The sequence below is a fragment of the Myxosarcina sp. GI1 genome, assembly GCF_000756305.1.
GTDB lineage: Bacteria > Cyanobacteriota > Cyanobacteriia > Cyanobacteriales > Xenococcaceae > Myxosarcina.
On the sequence record NZ_JRFE01000033.1, the window covers coordinates 13,197 to 30,632 of the forward strand.

17 protein-coding genes and 2 pseudogenes are annotated in these 17,436 nt (G+C 36.2%); 8 read left to right on the plus strand and 11 right to left on the minus strand.

The features are described from left to right. Nucleotides 1–11: 11 nt before the first annotated feature. From KV40_RS32505 to KV40_RS24050, 5 genes are read right to left on the minus strand one after another with little or no spacing between them, the layout of a single operon-like run. Nucleotides 12–389, minus strand: a complete 378-nt coding sequence (locus KV40_RS32505; protein WP_052055895.1) for a KGK domain-containing protein — start codon at nucleotides 387–389, stop codon at nucleotides 12–14. A 3-nt stretch (nucleotides 390–392) separates the two neighbouring features. Further along, on the minus strand, nucleotides 393–773 hold the full coding sequence (locus KV40_RS24035; RefSeq protein ID WP_036486749.1) for a KGK domain-containing protein: 381 nt from the start codon (nucleotides 771–773) through the stop codon (nucleotides 393–395). 24 nt (nucleotides 774–797) lie between these two features. Beyond that, entirely contained in the window at nucleotides 798–1,172 is a 375-nt protein-coding gene (locus KV40_RS32510; protein ID WP_052055896.1) for a KGK domain-containing protein, read from the minus strand. Nucleotides 1,173–1,174: 2 nt separating this feature from the next. Further along, nucleotides 1,175–1,540 (minus strand): KGK domain-containing protein, encoded by a 366-nt coding sequence (locus KV40_RS24045; protein ID WP_036486751.1) that lies wholly within the window; start codon nucleotides 1,538–1,540, stop codon nucleotides 1,175–1,177. Nucleotides 1,541–1,599: 59 nt separating this feature from the next. Next, nucleotides 1,600–4,056, minus strand: coding sequence for a dynamin-like GTPase family protein (locus KV40_RS24050; protein WP_036486753.1), 2,457 nt, complete (start codon nucleotides 4,054–4,056; stop codon nucleotides 1,600–1,602). A gap of 299 nt (nucleotides 4,057–4,355) precedes the next feature. Here KV40_RS24050 and KV40_RS35225 point away from each other — a divergent pair. The 4 genes and pseudogenes from KV40_RS35225 to KV40_RS32520 all read left to right on the plus strand — a co-directional run bounded on the left by KV40_RS35225 (nucleotide 4,356) and on the right by KV40_RS32520 (nucleotide 7,995). Next, nucleotides 4,356–4,705 (plus strand): annotated as a pseudogene (locus KV40_RS35225) (hypothetical protein). A gap of 96 nt (nucleotides 4,706–4,801) precedes the next feature. After that, on the plus strand, nucleotides 4,802–6,598 hold the full coding sequence (locus tag KV40_RS24060; RefSeq protein WP_036486757.1) for a DUF262 domain-containing protein: 1,797 nt from the start codon (nucleotides 4,802–4,804) through the stop codon (nucleotides 6,596–6,598). 309 nt (nucleotides 6,599–6,907) lie between these two features. Continuing rightward, complete coding sequence (locus tag KV40_RS33675; RefSeq protein WP_036486759.1) at nucleotides 6,908–7,600, plus strand: thermonuclease family protein; 693 nt, start codon at nucleotides 6,908–6,910, stop codon at nucleotides 7,598–7,600. Next, nucleotides 7,597–7,995, plus strand: coding sequence for a hypothetical protein (locus KV40_RS32520; protein ID WP_052055898.1), 399 nt, complete (start codon nucleotides 7,597–7,599; stop codon nucleotides 7,993–7,995). The genes KV40_RS33675 and KV40_RS32520 overlap by 4 nt, the downstream gene beginning before the upstream one ends. A 99-nt stretch (nucleotides 7,996–8,094) precedes the next feature. On the opposite strand, the gene KV40_RS24075 is transcribed toward KV40_RS32520, so the two are convergent. From KV40_RS24075 to KV40_RS24085, 3 genes are all read right to left on the minus strand, one after another. Further along, nucleotides 8,095–8,436: a hypothetical protein gene (locus KV40_RS24075; RefSeq protein ID WP_036486763.1), complete on the minus strand. Its 342-nt coding sequence runs from the start codon at nucleotides 8,434–8,436 to the stop codon at nucleotides 8,095–8,097. A 294-nt stretch (nucleotides 8,437–8,730) separates the two neighbouring features. Further along, nucleotides 8,731–9,255, minus strand: a complete 525-nt coding sequence (locus KV40_RS24080; protein ID WP_156114154.1) for a hypothetical protein — start codon at nucleotides 9,253–9,255, stop codon at nucleotides 8,731–8,733. Nucleotides 9,256–9,429: 174 nt separating this feature from the next. Beyond that, nucleotides 9,430–10,074 (minus strand): excalibur calcium-binding domain-containing protein, encoded by a 645-nt coding sequence (locus tag KV40_RS24085; RefSeq protein WP_036486767.1) that lies wholly within the window; start codon nucleotides 10,072–10,074, stop codon nucleotides 9,430–9,432. A 98-nt stretch (nucleotides 10,075–10,172) separates the two neighbouring features. On the opposite strand from KV40_RS24085, the gene KV40_RS24090 reads away from it, so the two are divergent. Then, nucleotides 10,173–10,613, plus strand: coding sequence for a hypothetical protein (locus KV40_RS24090; protein ID WP_036486769.1), 441 nt, complete (start codon nucleotides 10,173–10,175; stop codon nucleotides 10,611–10,613). Between the two features lie 179 nt (nucleotides 10,614–10,792). Here KV40_RS24090 and tnpA read toward each other — a convergent pair whose 3' ends face one another. Beyond that, nucleotides 10,793–11,269 carry an IS200/IS605 family transposase gene (tnpA, locus tag KV40_RS24095; RefSeq protein WP_052055899.1) on the minus strand — a complete coding sequence of 159 codons (477 nt, stop codon included), beginning with the start codon at nucleotides 11,267–11,269 and terminating at the stop codon, nucleotides 10,793–10,795. A gap of 48 nt (nucleotides 11,270–11,317) precedes the next feature. Between tnpA and KV40_RS24100 the strand changes: the two genes are divergently transcribed. The 3 genes from KV40_RS24100 to KV40_RS24115 all read left to right on the plus strand — a co-directional run bounded on the left by KV40_RS24100 (nucleotide 11,318) and on the right by KV40_RS24115 (nucleotide 14,924). After that, nucleotides 11,318–12,631, plus strand: a complete 1,314-nt coding sequence (locus KV40_RS24100; protein ID WP_036486771.1) for an RNA-guided endonuclease TnpB family protein — start codon at nucleotides 11,318–11,320, stop codon at nucleotides 12,629–12,631. A 423-nt stretch (nucleotides 12,632–13,054) separates the two neighbouring features. Next, nucleotides 13,055–14,127, plus strand: a protein-coding gene (locus KV40_RS24110; protein ID WP_156114156.1) for an ISKra4 family transposase whose coding sequence is annotated in 2 segments (ribosomal slippage) — nucleotides 13,055–13,211 and nucleotides 13,211–14,127 — 1,074 coding nt in all. Because the reading frame shifts where the segments join, the coding sequence is not laid out codon by codon here. Between the two features lie 317 nt (nucleotides 14,128–14,444). Further along, nucleotides 14,445–14,924: a hypothetical protein gene (locus tag KV40_RS24115; RefSeq protein ID WP_036486780.1), complete on the plus strand. Its 480-nt coding sequence runs from the start codon at nucleotides 14,445–14,447 to the stop codon at nucleotides 14,922–14,924. Here the strand turns inward: KV40_RS24115 and KV40_RS24120 are convergent. After that, nucleotides 14,921–16,744: a carbohydrate-binding protein gene (locus KV40_RS24120; protein WP_036486781.1), complete on the minus strand. Its 1,824-nt coding sequence runs from the start codon at nucleotides 16,742–16,744 to the stop codon at nucleotides 14,921–14,923. The two genes, KV40_RS24115 and KV40_RS24120, sit on opposite strands and share 4 nt — an antisense overlap. 8 nt (nucleotides 16,745–16,752) lie before the next feature. Further along, nucleotides 16,753–17,436 (minus strand): annotated as a pseudogene (locus tag KV40_RS24125) (calcium-binding protein); the annotation flags it as partial.

Consider the following 17,436-nt stretch of genomic DNA (forward strand, 5'->3'; position numbering starts at 1 on the left):
ATTTTTGTAATTTAACTAGCTTTAACTGTGTTTTGCCTAATATCATCTAAAGGTGACTCTAAAGACAGTTTTTCTGGTTCCTCTAATTCATCTGGACAAAATTCTAGTACAACTCTCAATCTAACTTTTCCCTTTTTCCATTCACCAGTTTTAGCTTCTAAAATTTCAGCTTTAACACCTTTATTCCAATTTGAGCCATAATGTGGTGGTTTTCCCAAACCAGTTTTAAGTAAAATATCTGGTAATCCATTTAAAATTAAATTTATCAACAAGTTATTAAGTTTTTCCAAAAGTTTGCTTATTTTAAATGTTGTTTCATTCTCAAAACATATAACTGAATCAGAATATACATCTTCATGCTCTAATAATTCAAAGCGATCCTCAGTCATTTTTTACTCCGTAATTTCTTGACGTATAGAATCTAAAGGCGATTCAGAAATGTTTTCTTCTGGTTTATCGGGAATAAATTCTAAAGTCATTTTTATTTTTATCTTTCCTTTTTGCCATCCAAGATGATTTGCGCTTAAAATTTCACATTCATCTCCTTCAATTAACCACTTACTTGGATTCAAGCCTTTACACGTATTAGATAAGAATTGCCCAATTGAACCCATACCATTTCTTCGGAATGTCTCTGTAACATTTTTTTTGAACTCACCTATTGTAATTATTGAATTATTTGTTGATAAAACATCTTTTGCATCATATTTATTTAAGTGTTCGTTAAAATACAAAAAATCGTCATCAGTATTTGTTTGCTTTATATTATTCATTTTTAATTTTTTGCAAAATTATATTTATTTATTATTGCTAATCGCAATTTGTCTAATATCATCGAGAGGTGAATCAGAAACAAATATTTCTGATTCATCGGGTGAAAATTCTATAGTAACTTTAATTCTTAGTTTGCCTTTCTGCCAACTATACGAACCAAGTTTGAGAAGCTCGCAATCTAAACCTTCATCAATCCATTTTTTTCTTGGTGCTATATAAGGTTCTTCTAGTTGTTTTAAAGATGAAATACACAACAATTTGCATATTACTTCTGTCTGCAACGCTTCTAATTTAAACATCGGATCGAGATTGAAAAAATTGTAACTGTTCCTTGAATTAGATACCAGATTAATTACACTGTCTTTATTGTTGTCTAATGAATGGTATTGTCTTTTCATTTTTATTTATTATTGTTATTAATTGCTGTTTGTCTAATTTCATCTAAAAGCGATTCAGAAATGTTTTCTTCTGGCTCATCAGGAATAAACTCAAAGGTTACTTTTAATCTTACCTTGCCTTTTTTCCAGTTTTTAGCACCCAGCTTAAGAATTTCACAATCAATACCGCCATCAAACCATTGTCTAAAAGCTCTATTTTTAGGAATAATATTTATTCCCATACTATTTAATTGATTGTATAGTTGAGTTGATAAATTGTCTTTGGACGAAACTAATTTTTGCATAATGTTTTTAATTCTGTAAGTTCCAGAGTTAAATTCTAAAACATCGTCTTCAGAACATTCTTTAAGTTGAAAATTATCTTCCATTATGATTACTCTTGTGGTCAATAAAAAAGTTTAGTGGGCAACTCGCCCACTTTAAAGGTTTAGATTTCGGTTACAGGTAGTGCCGTTTCGATCTCGGTGCGATCGCTATAACCATTTTCGGTAACTTCACTGATAGATTCTTCTTCGAGAATTAGTGGTAAAGAGCGATCGCTTAACTTCATAGCTGACAAACAGGTATTTATACTTGTAATTACTTTGTTATACTGCGCGATTTTTTGTTCGATTTCCTGTTGCAAACGCTGATTATAAGCAATTTTTTCGGTTGCTTCTTTTTCCAAAGTCTTTTCTAAATGAGCTTTAGCTTGAGGATAGTGTTGTAGAACTGTTTCGGCTTGCTGTTCTGCCATTGGTAGCAGATGAGCTTTTATAGTCTTGTTGATCGCAGAACGAAAGTTACGATGTACTGTAGCAGAAACTTTGGGTTCAAAATCCAGCTTTAATAGTTGTCTGATAGCAGGTTCGGCACCTACTATACTTTCTGCGTCATAACCTTGCGAGGTTTGCTGTAAGGTTTGTCGAAACTGGTAAATAGAAAAAGTTCCTTCATCGTAAAAACGTGGACTTTCACGCACGTAGCGATCGCATTCGGTTCGCGCTTCGCATTCCAAGCCATGAATTAATTTGATTTCTATCTCTTTTAATTGGCTTTCAACACCGCTATCGTTATCTAGTAAGCGGTACAGTGAACGATAATATTCGGTTTTTTGGATGCGATCGCTCAAACGCTGACAAAAGCGATCGACAATTGTTTGCGCTGCTTCTACTAATACTGTTTCCAGTTCGTTAGAGAGATAGTATAAAGCTTCTACTAAAACTGCAAGCAAAGGTGCGGTGGCGTTACGAGGATGAGAAAGAGTAGCCAGACTATAGGCATCACGAACGGAAAAAGTTTGCAATAGTTCGTCCAGTCGGCTAACCATTCTGGCTTTGAGTTCGCGGAAATCTGTTTCAAAATCGCGATCGCTATTGGTAACGACTAAATTGACTTCGTTCTCTATATGTTTGGTAAAGTCTTTTCCTATCTGATGTAGTTGGTGATTGAGTTGGGCTAGTTCCTGTGCTTTCATTGTCTCAATTTCGCGAGGCTGGCTATCTAATTCTCTAAGCTGTGACTCGTAATGTTTTTTGAGACTGATACAAAGCGGCTGGAGATCGTCAGCTAAAGTCGCAAATAGTTGGGGACGTTTTTCTTCTGTCAGATAGCGAGTAATAGCGGTGCGAAATTCTTCAATACCGCTATCAGCAATAAGCTGTTCGATTAACGGCGTACCCCACTCGCTAAGAATTCGAGTGTAGTTTTGGTTGGAAGTTTCATAACTGTTGACCGATACTTTAAAATTAGTACGGGTTAATTTGCCAGAAGCAGCACAGTATTTATTAAATTCGTTTACAAATTGCGGGGTTTCTTCTTCACCACCAATGCCTTTGACGCTTTCGGCAAAAATTGTATCTAAGCCAAAACGGTTGCTACTGCTGGTATGTTTAACTTGACTGCCGTAAAAACCTAATAAACCGCTAGTTTTATAAACTCTGTTGTTGTTGCTAAATTCAGTTTGAATCAGTTTATCTAGCCGTTGACGTAATTGTGCAACATACCAAGTTTCATCGATACGGTTAAAGACATAAAAAACGCGATCGCGAATGCCTGGGTTAGCCCGCATTTTTTCCATTAATTCAGTTTCTTCGGAAGTCATTTCTCCCGTCGCTGCATACTTGAACACACACACCACAGCCGAAGTATCGGGATGTTCGATTTTCTGATAGGTAAGTTCGGCATCTTTTTTTACTGGCGCATCGATACCAGGCATATCTACCAAAACGTTGCCGTCTTTTAATAAGGGATGATGGCAGTGATATTCAATCCTTTTTAAAACTGCACTATTATTTCCCCGTCTAGCATAGCTAGCAGCTTCAGTTAAATTATTAAAATTAAACTGCTCCATTGAATAGGTAGCATGGTTATGAGGATGCAGGCGATCGCGATTATTAACAAATCCCTCTAGAAGTAAAATTAAAGCATAAGCTCTTTTAGCTCGTTCCGATTTATTTATTCCTCCTTCGTGTTCGATAATTGCTTTTGCAGCTTTACCTAGTAAGTCAATCACTTCCGAATCTATTTCTGTTGCGGCGTTTAGTTCCAAATACTGACACAGATTAAGTATCTGTTGATATATTTCCGCTTCACTGAGAAAAGTTAAAACTACTCTTTCGGCATCGGCTTCAGCATATTCAATATGACATTCGGTTCCAGTTGCGTGTCCTTCGGCACTATAAAGTAATTCTCTTTCTAATAAGGCATTGATTAACATCGACTTGCCCGCACTAAAAGCACCAGCAAAGACAATTTCAAATTTAGGAGCAATCGCTTTTCTTAGTGAAGCTTCTACAATTGATATGTTTTGAGGAAAATTTAACGCTGATTCTTGTTTGACTAAATCTAGTATGCAATCAACACACTCTCCTAAATTAGAGCATTCTGGATTGAATAAATTCATAAATAAAAAAAATTATCTTTACTTTATAATTCCCATTTAGCCAGTAAAAATTTACACTAACGCAACGATTTATAAGGAATAAAAATTTGCAAAACACAGTTATCAAGCTCTCTCAACTAGCTAAAGCTCAACGTAAGTCGTAGACTCAGCTTGCGCTTCCGCTTATCGGCTTTGCCGCACAGCCGAAGCTGTGCGGCAAAGCCGATCGCTCCCAAGTTTCTTTTTGTCTATAGCTTGCCGATGTTTTTTAGATGTTTGGGGGAATCTTGTGAATAGACAACTTCTCAGACATCTTGCTCATGACAACTTCAGACACTTCTCAAGTAATGTTTTGTACTGACGAACTGATGGGTGCTGCTAGAAATCGCTATCGCATTGTGGTTCAGGTAGCCATTTTGCATACGCAGATTCGCCATTTCCAAAGGGACGGCTCCAGCCATCCCAGAGCGAAGCTCTGGCAGCACGAAGCGTGCTGGTCGGATTGGCTACAGCCAATCGAGCCAAACGCCGCCGTTACGAAGACATGGACAATTACCAAAACGAATCGGTACATAAACCAGTCAATCGAGCAATTGTTGAAATGTCCGATGAGCTTACACAATCAGAAATTATCGGCGAGAACGAAGATTTTTCACCAAGAAGTTTTTAAAGACTGCTCTCAATTACTTTAAAACAAAATTACTAGCACAGATAAATAAATGGGCATTCTAATCATTAAGCAAGCACATTTAAAATATCGTTATTCATGCCCATGCCAAAATATTCAGTCAATCAACATCCTGTTCAAACATTACTTTCTTGGATTAGTTCAGGAGAAATTGCTATACCCGAAATTCAAAGACCGTTCGTCTGGAATAGCAGCCAAGTTCGCGACCTAATCGATTCTCTTTATCAAGGATATCCAGTAGGTTATCTGATTGCATGGCGTAATCCTACAGTTAAGTTAAAAGACGGAACTTCATCTAGTGGCAAAAGAATATTGATAGATGGGCAACAGCGTGTTACTGCTCTAATGGCTGCTGTTTTAGGAAAATATGTAATCAACAAAGACTACAGAAAAATACACATAACAATTGCTTTTCAGCCACAAGAAAGAAAATTTGAAGTTTCTAATACTGCTATCAGCAAAGACAAATCTTGGATTGTAGATATTGCCAGAGTTTTTGCTCATGATTTTAAAACTATCAAATTTGTCTATGATTATTGTCAAAAAAATGAAAATGCTGACCAAGACAAGATTTTTGAAAGTATCGAGCTATTAAAAGGGATAGCCAACAACCATATCGGTTTAATAGAACTTAATTCAGATTTAGATATTGAAACTATTACAGAAATATTTATACGTATTAACTCTCAAGGAAAGAGTTTAAGTCAAGCAGATTTTGCTATGTCCAAAATTGCTGCCAATGAAACTTATGAAGGTAATTTACTAAGAAAATGTATTGATTACTTTTGTCATCTGGCAGTTGCACCAGAATTTTACCAGCAACTAGCAGAAATAGATGTGGATTTTTYAGATACAGAATACTTTCAGAAAATGTCCTGGCTAAAATCCTTCAACGATAGTTTGTATGCTCCTTCATATACCGATATGTTGCGTGTAGCTTTTACTTCAGAGTTCAAGCGAGGAAGATTAGAAGATTTAGTAGCTTTACTCTCAGGTAGAAACTTTGAAACTAGAAGTTATGAAGAAGAAATAGCAGAATCATCTTTCAAGATGCTTGAGAAAGGCATTTTCAATTTTATGAATGAAACTAACTTCAAGCGTTTTATCATGATTATTCGCTCATCTGGATTTATCATCTCATCAATGATTCGTTCTAAAAATGCTCTTAACTTTTCTTATATCGTTTATTTAGTTCTAAAAGCACAAAAGATTGATTCAAGTCTAATAGAATCCTATGTTCGTAAATGGTTTGTCATGTCTATATTAACTGGAAGATATTCTGGCTCTCCAGAATCTACATTTGATCTGGACATAAAAAGAATCAATGAGTTTGGATTTCCAGAATACTTATCAAAAATCGAATCTGCTGATTTATCAGAGGCGTTTTGGAACTCATCGTTACCACAACAAATGAATACTTCTGTAGCTAGTAGTCCTTATTTCAAAGTTTTCCTGGCATCTCAAGTCAAAGCAAATGATAAAGGATTTTTATCAAAAGATATTACTGTAAGTGACCTTTTACTCCATAAAGGAGACATTCACCACATATTTCCCAAAAAATATCTTCAAAAACACGGCTTAACTCGCGGTCGATATAACCAGATTGCTAATTATGTAATGATGCAGAGTGAAATCAATATTTCTATTGGAGACAAACCCCCGTCTGAATATTTTTTACTCCTTTTAGAGCAAACCAAAGATGGTGCAACTAAGTTTGGTGGAATCAATAATATAGAGCAAATGAGCCATAATTTTTTAAGGCACTGTCTTCCTGATGGTATGGAAACCAAAACTATTGATAATTATAATAATTTTCTAGCCGAACGCCGTAAATTAATGGCAAACAAAATTAAATATTATTACTTTGAATTATAGCGAAAATATAATTCGCTCTTTTGATAATCAAATACTTTGTCCTGAGCCATGACATTAAACTAGCTCTATTTTCTTACCTATTTACTTAACTAATAAATCAATGTACCAATCAAAAATTAATGTGAGAAAATAGTTGTTATGAATGTGTTTTCGTCTACCGCAATAATTACGAATAAAACCAAACTAGCCATCGTAGCGCAATCGCTAACCTTTGCAACATATTTCATAAAGATTGAAAGTGACCGCCTCAGACAACCTAAAAAACACTTTAAATTTGGGAATAATAAGTAGGCAGAACTCACTTTCCCTATGAAAACACTAATTTTCATCTGTGCCTCACTTTTAATTTCCAACTTAATTTCTACGCCTATAATTGCTAGCCCGATAATAGAAAACGCCAAAGTTGTTAGCATTGGTGACGGAGATACCATTCGCATCGAGAAAAATTCGGAAGTTATTGCCATCAGATTGGGATGTATTGATGCTAGCGAGCTAGCCCAAAACCCTTATGGCAACGAAGCTAAAGCTCGTTTACAACAACTATTGCCTATCGGACAAACCGTAAGTTACCGAGCGATCGATACCGATCGCTATAACAGAACTGTAGCTGAAGTCTATCGGCAAAACCAGTCAATTAATTTAACTATGATTAAAGAAGGTCATGCTGTTGTTTATCATCAATATTTGGACGGTTGCAAGTCAACTAAAGATTCTTACCTAGCTGCTGAAAATAATGCCAAGCAGAAACGACTTAACTTCTGGAGTGCTTCGGAATTAGTTATGCCTTGGGACTTCAGAAAAGGCAGACGCAGTTCCAGCCAACCAACAGCTAATCAAAATAATGGTAGTAATTGCGATGCCAGCTACCCAGATGTCTGTATCCCAAACTATCCGCCAGATTTAAACTGCGGTGATATCAGCTTTCGACGCTTCAAGGTAGTAGGCAACGATCCTCATAACTTCGATCGCGACCGCGACGGAATTGGTTGCGAATCTAATTGACGCGAACAGAAAACAATTGTCAAGCGATCGGCTCTGCCGCTGCAATCATGCAATCGCCTTTAATTTCTGTTGAAGTAAATGGGAATAATAAAACCAATAGTTTTCAATTTTCTGAAACCAAACAAAATATGGAATCTTTGATTGCGTTTATCTTATTTGCATCTTTATTTTTTCTGATTTATATTTTTGTAAAAGAAATTAAAAAACAAAAAAAGACTAAGGCAAAGTATAAATTAGATACAGGATTAAATAAAAAACTTTTGACTATGTTAAGTGGCGATGAAAAAGCTGCTTTAAGGCTAATAAGGAATGTTCGCCAAAATAACCCTGGAAAAAGCTACATTTGGTATCAAGAAAAAGTAATTAGAGATTTAGAAAGAGATAGACGTTGTTGATATTTAACTTTGAATAAAGTTTTAATAAACAACAAGCTATTAGCGGAAGCGCAACGCAAGTTGTAGGCTCAGCCAGCCCCTTAATGTAGCTAATTGCATTTAAATACTCATACGACCAGTAGTAAATAATTGATAGCCACCGATAAAACTTGCCAACGATAGAACAAATTGCCATAAACTAGTAGGATTCAAAATAGCTCTACTGCTGGCAAAAATCAATAGAATTCCAATAGCTATTGCTATACCACTCAAAACTTTATCTCTGCTTGGAAGAGCAAAAAACATTAATATTCCTGTCGTCAAAAATAAAATAGAAGCATCAGCCGCTATTCCTCTCCACCAGTAAGGATACGGATTTGTCGAAAAATAAATATTTTGTCCTAAATAATAAATTCCCAGTAATAATAAAGCTAAACCTGTAAGTCTAATTAACAATCTCATATTTTTGTATATATAAAGTTCATAGTTATAGATTTCCCAAACTGTTTTGCAAAATAAACAAATGAGCAATTAAAAATGAGGATTTTTGATATAGACTGCGTAGCGTAGCCATGCCGTATGCGTTTGCAGAGCAAGTCATTAGACTCTGCATTCTCAAAGAGTAGGCTTATCGCTCTGTTTGCTTTAGCTTGATTATTACAAAAATATATTAGCAAGTGAATTAGTCTTTTTGTCCTCGATAAATAAACTTATGTAGTTATTTATCAAAACTATTCATATAATTGCAAATTTTAGTTAATAACGTACATTTTCTATTCTTCTCCTTAAGTTTTCGGTTTCTATACTAGTTGAATCAATATTCAAACCAGTTGCATCTACATTTATTTTGGTTGTATTTACTTCCAAGCCAAGTACTGCAACATTTAGACAACTTGTAAATCCAATATTTGTTGACGGAGAAATTTGATTTATCGTGGCATTAAATGAATTTTTTAATTGATTATACTCATTTGAAACAGTATTTTTTTGCAGAACAGTATTGTTGTACTTGTTAATTATTTCATTGTATCGATTTACGCTATTAGAATCATAAGCGTTATAGCCCGCTCTTCGTTGATGATTTAATTCATTTAAATTTTTGCTGATAATATTCATCTTTGCTTGCAAACCATACATATCTTGCAAAACTTTTACTGCTTTCTTTTCCAAAGGTGTAATAGCTGCGGCTCTACAAGAGCTTGGATTAGCGTTTGCCGAACTTATCGGTAAATAAATAGTTGATAAAGCAGCTAATACTAAAGTTGTTTTAATTGACATCATTTTAATTGATTTATATTTTTTATTAATAAATTTTGTTTATTTAAAAGTTTAAGCTCACTAACTATTTTTTCTTGAAAATAGTCAGGTGACAGCGATCTAGATCGTTTTACCAAATATTCTGTTTATGAAAATCTCGATTTATTCCGATTGTTTTTTCTGTTTAAAAAATTATTGTTATCGGTAATGACTTTTATCTTTGAAGCCACGACCCTTGAACTCTGTCATTAGAGAATCAACGAAATTTGCCTCAATCTGGCGTTTGGGGTTTACGATATCAATCCAAATCCACTTAGATGTTCTGCCTGAAGCTTGTTTACTTTTACCGCTAAATCCAAGAATGCTTTGTACTTCGCTTAAGGTTAAAGGATTTTCATGTCCGAAACTTCGAGGGTCGTTACGATAAAAATTTTCTTCCTTCAGAACTCTCCAATCTTCTTCGCTTAAGTAGCCGTATTTCCGAAATATTAAATGTTCGCAAGCAATACCGTTAGCATCATAATCAAGTTGATAGGCACGATATTTTAACAAATAATCTTGTGCCTCATCTTGATAGTTAAACTCACTACAACTCGTGTCATCCTCTAAAGCAAGATTGGTAGTATTTGAGGAAAAATCAAGCTCTCTGCCGTTCTGAACACGATTTTGCAATCTTTTCGTCGGTCGCTTCGACGATCCTGCTAGAGCGTTTAAATCTATACAGTTGTTACCAATTATCGCATAGCTATCGTAAGGACATTCTTGAGCTAAAGTTACCTTGTAGAGCCACAAATCAATACTCAAAAATACTACAGTAACTAACAATAGTCTTATTGACTTCATTACTATCTATCTATCCATGCTTTATTAGTTCGATCGTTACCCAATGAAATATGATTGTCTGTGATCGCAATTGCCGCTGCCAGAGGCAATCGCTCTACATGAATGACTTTTTAGGAATTTTGCCTTCATCTGTTTTTACTCGCTGTTTAAAATATAAACGTCCAAACCCATTTTTCCTCGACTACCTATTAATGAGCGAACCAATTAAAAGAAGAAGACGACGAGCCGCTAACTCAGATCCTTTTATTGAACTTCCTACCGAGTCATTATCACCACCACAAAACCTCGAACCAACTTCTGCTGATGTTCCGATAACGAACTCAGAACCTATCATCAAAGAAAAACAACAATTAGCTGTTTCAACTTTAGCCGTAGATAAGCAACGCTACATAGACCGCATTCGGAAAGAACTATTAGAAGATAGCTATCACTCAGACTTAGTTGAATCAGAATATTGGGATGGTTCTCACAATCGAACTTCTTCTGCGATCGAACCCGAATCTGAAGATTACTGGAATTTTCTTGGTAATTATGAGTAAATCGGTTATACGATAGCGCGAGTTACTGCGCTTTTTGTGCCTAAAGATTTTTATTAACAAAACAGAAAATAGGTTATAAAACGAGTCGTAAAACCTCGTCAGTAGCGAAGCGGAAGGCGGGGATATAAGACTCCGCGACGCAGGAGCGTTGATAAAAAATCAATAAAATAATTAATAAATCATCCCTGACACTCTTCAATATATCGTTTGACTGCTTGAGCAGATACATTTCCTGTTGTTCCCCAATAATAAGAACTTGCCCAAAGCTTAGGTTTGTCATGTAATTTTTTAAGCCAGTCGAATTCTTTTCTTAAATGCCTCGAACTATATCCTTTCATGATATTTACTGCTTGAGATGCTGATATTCTGGGGGGAATGGAAACAAATACATGGACATGATCCATGAGTGTTTTGTCTACTTCTATGGCAATTAAAGTCATGTCATTGTTTTCTATGGCTTCAACTATATATTTTTTAGTAGCAGTAATAATCTCATCATTCTTAAATATCTTTCGGCGTTTGAAAGGAATCCAAACAAAATGATGTCCAGATTGATATTTACAATGTCGCGTTGATGCGTAAGGCAAAGCCTTACTAGTCGTCGTTAGACGAGGATCTGAAGCTTCGCTTCTGCATTGCAAGGCATCTTGATTCATTAGATTAAAACTGCTACTATAATTGAGATGTAATAATTGTAAACCATCATGTTTTACGGTTGTCAACAAGACAGATTAAAGCTAGATAGTTTTGAGCAACGGGTAGTCGAATACCTGTGCCGTCAGGCTAACAGTCTTACTAATTGTGCTATCTATGCTCTTAAACGTGCTGCCAGACAATCTGGTCAAGTTGATTACAACTATTACGATTTGGACAAGCATCTGAAGCAAAATAAACATTACAAGTGTTTGTTTTCTCAGGTAGCACAACAAACTTTGATGTCTGTATGCGAATCTTTCAAGTCTCATTACGAAGTAATACAACTCTGGTATCGAGGCGAATTAGAAGATAAGCCAAAAATGCCTAGATATCGCAAATCAGGTGGGATGTCTGGATTCACCTATCCAGCGCAGCATCTAAGATTAAATGAAACTATTGAAACTGGGTTAATCAGACTTCCTTTGGGTGCTGAGATTGGTAAGTTAGAGGGGATAAAAGAAATCTATATTCCTGCTCCCAAAAACATTCACCCTGAAAAAATCAAGGAGGTAAGAATATTTCCTAGAAACCGATGTTTTTACGTCGAATGGGTATATCAAAGAAAAGAAAAACAGTATCAATTAGAATTTAAAAAAGCGTTAGGTATTGACCCAGGAGTCAAGAATTGGCTTACCTGCGTTTCTACTACTGGTGATTCATTCATCATTGATGGTAAAAGACCTAACTTTTGGAATCGTACTCTTAATCGTGAGGTAGCCAAGCACAATAAGGGGCAATCTGGAGATTGCCGACTTTCGCCATCAGGCGAAAGGCGATGCGCTCCACGCGCATGGAGTAAAAAACTTGCTTTAATGACTGAAAAGCGCAATCGCAGACTTTCTGATTACATCAACAAAATAGCTCGTACTATAGCTAATTACTGTATCGACAGTGGCATTGGAACAGTTGTAATGGGATGGAATCAAGGCATTAAGCAGAAAGCTAATCTAGGCAAACGTAATAACCAGAACTTCTATCAATTGCCTACTGCCAAATTAAAGGAACGGTTAAAAGTAGTGCTTACTGAAATCGGAGTCAATTTTGTAGAAGTCAACGAAGCTTACACTAGCAAAGCGTCGTTTTTTGATGGAGACTTCATTCCCAAATACGGAGAAAAACCAGATAATTGGAAGTCTTCAGGTAAAAGAATAGCTACTAAACTTTTCCGTACCGCTAAAGGTTGGCTCGTAAATGCAGATGCTCAGGCGAGTGCCAACATCCTAAAAGTGGCATCAATCCCAAGTGTAAACTTGGATGAGATAACCAGGGGCAGTGTGACCTGCCCTACTAGGCTAAACTTGTACCCAACAGTATCAGTTTAGCTCTAATAGAAGCCTCGCCCAAAACGTAGTGACGGGCGGGGAGAGTCACATTTGTACAATACCACAATTAATAAAATCCTTGGATTAGCTCAATCTCATGTTGTCAATTAGCATTAAATGATTATCCAAAAATATCTAAACTTACCCAAACTTACCCAAACTTTTTCTCAACAATTTTGTGTAAACATTTATTAAGGCACTAACTGCGGTATCTCTATTGTTTGGGGATGACAATACGCTTACCTTGTCACTGGAAGCATAACTTTTCGGCGAGTAGAAGCATAATATTTGAAAAGTTAAAAATATGAAAAAAACAAACAAAATTATAGGGAGCATCCCATTTCGGAAGAAAAACAAAAGAAGTAGAAAAATCGAAGCAATGAAGGTCAAACTGAAAGAGGACTTGAGTTATAAAGAAGGTCAATGACTCCATCAGAGAAAAAACGGATTCAAGAATGTGTCCAAGAACTATCAGAGATTCTGTATCGCAATACTCCATCGGACAAATGCGAAACCTTAGAGGAGATAGAAAAAACAGTTAGAGAACATTTCTTAGAATCAATTGGACCTGGGATGGCATTTTTTTTATCAAACAAAAGACTCAAACAAACATTGGAAAGGAGCGAACCATCAAAAGCTCGATAGGAAAATTACGTTTACGTCGCCGACAACTAGAAAAACTAGGTGTAGAGGCAAAAGCTCGCATCAGTCCTTTACTGCAAAAATGTTGTCTATGTTTGAGTGCCAATGAATCGTTCTCTCAAGCAGAGCAAGATTTGTTTCTACTAACAGGAATGAAAGTCGGGCATAGCACTTTACAAAGACAAGTCTACAAAGAAAAAGAGCATTTAGATTTCCCTGATAGTTCGATAGCCATAAATGAGGTGTGTCTCGACGGAGGCAAAGTTAGGTTGAGAACTCAAACTCTAGGCAAAAAAAGCGAATGGAAAGATTATCAAGCAGTACGTTTATCAGGAGTTTATTATGGAGCAACATTCCAAAGAAAGGAAGAGTTAGCTGCATGGGTCAATTCTCAAGTATTAACGAATCCCTTAGTCTGCTTAGGAGATGGTCATTCAGGAGTGTGGAATTTTTTTAGTCGAATTGCCAACACACAACAACGACATGAAATTTTAGATTGGTTTCATCTCAAAGAAAATTTATTCAAAGTTGGTGGTTCATTAAAACGTCTTCGACAGGGAGAAACTTTTTTATGGCAAGGAAAAGTCTCTCAAGCGCTCGCTTTATTTCAGCAAGAATGCCCTAGACGGGCGCGAAAGTTTTTAGCTTATATCGAAAAACACCGTCATCGTTTAGTTAATTACGAGTTGCTACAAACTGAGTATCATATTTCAATTGGTTCTGGAGCAGTTGAATCAGCCATCAAACAAATCGATCGCCGTCTGAAAATTTCAGGAGCGCAGTGGAATCCTACTTCGGTAACTCCAATGCTACGATTACGATGCGCTTATCTAAATGGACAAATTACTGCTTAGTCTATTTGCCAAAACGGGATGCTCCCGGATGCACAGTAACTGTGAAAGCGATCGAGTCAAATTCATAGCGTAGAAATAATGGAAAATTTCAGTCAATTAATAAGCGATCGCCTGATTCAAACCTGTAGTGTCTATAATTAGTTTCTTGACAATTAATTAATTCCAGACTGCCCGATATTACTTTTTTTCATTTGATAGTATTACTTTTAAAAATATTCTTTTTCCAAAATTTATGCTATAGTATTTATTTAACAAATTCTTTTGTAATTACTCTACGTTAATAATTTTCTAAGTTTAAAAAACTCAATTTGTTTACAATGTTTAATCAACTTAAATCTTTTTTAAAATTAGTTATTACAGTTCCTAGCTATTTACAGCTTTTTAAAGCTAATAAAAAGTTAATTGCCGATAAACATTATCTTATAACTATAAATAAAAATCTTGTTAAAAATAGCTACCATTTAATAAGTATAAATACAGAATTAGTCGAGCTTAATATAAAACTACTCGATCGAATATCTGAAGTCATAGACAACAGCTTAAAAATAATACAATTAAATGAACAATTACTGCTAGAAAGTCAGGCTTCAAAGCAAAATTATAACGATAGTTTTACCGAGATCGACAAAATTTTTAATTTTTCAGATTTGATTTATATTAAGCAGTTAGTTCGAGAAATTCCAGACATAAAACATGATTTTGTTAATTTATCACGCGCTATTCAAAATGGAAATATCGAGCGAATAAATGAGTCTCTTTGTACTATTAACGAAAAACAAAATCTGAAACATAATTAAATACTTATTTCTAAAATAGTTACTTTATCTGATACTGAAACATCCATTGAATTTACGTTGCTTACAGTTGTTTGAGCATCTTTACTTTTGTGAGGATCGTAAACTTTCGCCTGTTGTATATTGCTGCCAAAATTTAGGGTCAGGTTTTTAGCAGGTACATTAATATTGGAATTAGTATTGAGGTCGTAACTAGGCACTTCTTGCCATAAAGCTAGATAATATTGCCCATCTTGCTTTTGCAGCAAAGTTTGATGAATATCATTGGTGTCTCCTTGAAGGGCAAAGTCTAAAGAACCAGAGCCTCCCGAACTACCCGAGCCGCCAGAATCTAAAATATCAATAAGATTTTCGATCGCCACAAAACCAGGTTTTTTAGAACCATCAGCTCGTAGTAAGCCAAAGTTGAATTCTCTGCTATCGCTGGCGCGATCGTCGATCAGTTCATAAAGATAGGTTCGTTCGATACCCAGATTGAAATATTCTAAGAGCAGTCTCGGTAAATATTTACCAGCAGCTTCTTCCGATATGCCTTTGGGATCTTGCACAGAGTTAAAATAGCCAGTTTCGGTGACAATCAGGGGTTTGTCTGCGCCACTAAGCTTATAGTAAATAGGTAAATGCCAGAAAAACTCATCATTATATGGGTTTAAACCAGAGGGATAGTGATGGGCATTGTTAAAATCGGCTTTTACTCGACCCAACTCTGCTACATCGTTTTTAACTCCAAAAGCATTAGACAAGCCAGGAGCAATTACTGGTACATTAGCAGTATCAGGGTCGCTTTTTATTGCCTGATAAAGATCTGCTTGATAGTTACTGAGTCCATTGGGAAAGTTTTGTCCTTTGTAAGTTTCATCCCTGGTATGATTCCATTCATTKGGTCCTTCTACCGACTCRATCGCCGCTCCGAATTCTTCTACWAGMKCGACAGACTCATYRRGACTRAGTTCTTCAGGGTTCATRACYARATTRAATTCMATTCCCAGTTTTGCYARTTCYTTGAGCCTACTAATWGTYRWRTYGTCATCTGGKCTWACAYTRGTTCTTACATGACGAACATCTAATTCATCTAGTCTGGGTTTGATAACCGAATCAAAATTACCATAGGCAGTTTCTCGGTTTCCTGCTTGAACTATAACTCCTATTGAGTCGAGGAAGTCGTCGGTACTGCGAGCTTTAACGTTACTCATATTAACGTTATTAGTGTTTTGTGTTTCAACGGCGTTGAGGACAGAAGATTTACTTTCAACAGTAACGTTTTCAACTTTATTGTTTTTGTCATTTACGCCATCGTTTACGTTTTTTTGCTCGAACGCTAACCAATTAAGGTTAAAGTAACCACTATCACCAACTTCTAGAAGCAGAATTTTATCCTCGCCACCATCGAGTTCGACATCTTGTAGCTCTATTGTCTGCCAATTTTGCCAGCCCCCCGTTCCAGTAACGGTAACTTTTCCAAGCAATTTATCATCTAGCTTGACATTTATTGAACCAGAAGTATCATTCGGTGCGGCAACTCGAAATTTTAGGTCGTATGTCCCTGCGGTAACGTCTGTAGTGTATTCCAGCCATTCCTTGCCAGCAAACCAGCCAAGATTATAGCCGCCACCAACATCACTAGTTTTTTCGATGTCAACACCCTCGTTTTGCCGATAGTCGCCGCYATGATTGATGGAATCAAAATCTTGATAGGAGACACCTGCACCTCCGTTGTCAAAATGTTCTACCTGAAGATATTCTTCTTTTTTTGTGTCGCCGATGACAAATGCTTCTCCCGTGAAAGGAGTTTGTACTGAATTTGCTGAAGAGTTGCTGTTCATGAGATTTTTTAAGCAGTGGCAAAAGCACCATCAAAAACATTGGGATCGACGCTTACATCTTTACTAAAATMAAAATTGCCATCGTGGTTCACTTCAACAGTTCCAATAACATCGAAGTCATGTGCGCCATTCCCCCTATTGTCATCCGCACCCTGGTCGCTGTAAATGCCTAGAGTAGCTTGGTTTTCTAGTTCTTCTAGAACTTCTACTGCTACCGTGTGACCGACAATTTTGATGTTGTCTCCTTYACCACCATTGCCGCTAAAGTCGGCGATTGCGTCATTGCCAATCCCATCAACCCAATGGTCGTGGTAATTGTCGTTTTCTCCTGCCACGCCTTTCCAATCAATCGTACCGTCTTCTTTAATGTGCTTTTCGTAGATTTCAGGTTTGGCATTTATTAATGGGTTGAATTCAAAGGTATTTGCGCCCTCTCCACCTACCAAGCGATCTGACGAATCCAAATTATTAGGATTGGTAAATTCCGAACCAAAGTCTAGCTTTTCTATATCATTTCCATCATCGGTATCTGCGGGTATAGCAGAATTTTCTAAAGGAGTACCAGCATCGCTTTGGGTAAAAGTATCAGTCGTACCTTCACTTACATCCATTTTCATGTCGTCCATCATTTCATAATCTTCGCCATCACTATTATCATCACCTCCATCCATTTTCATGTCGTCCATCATTTC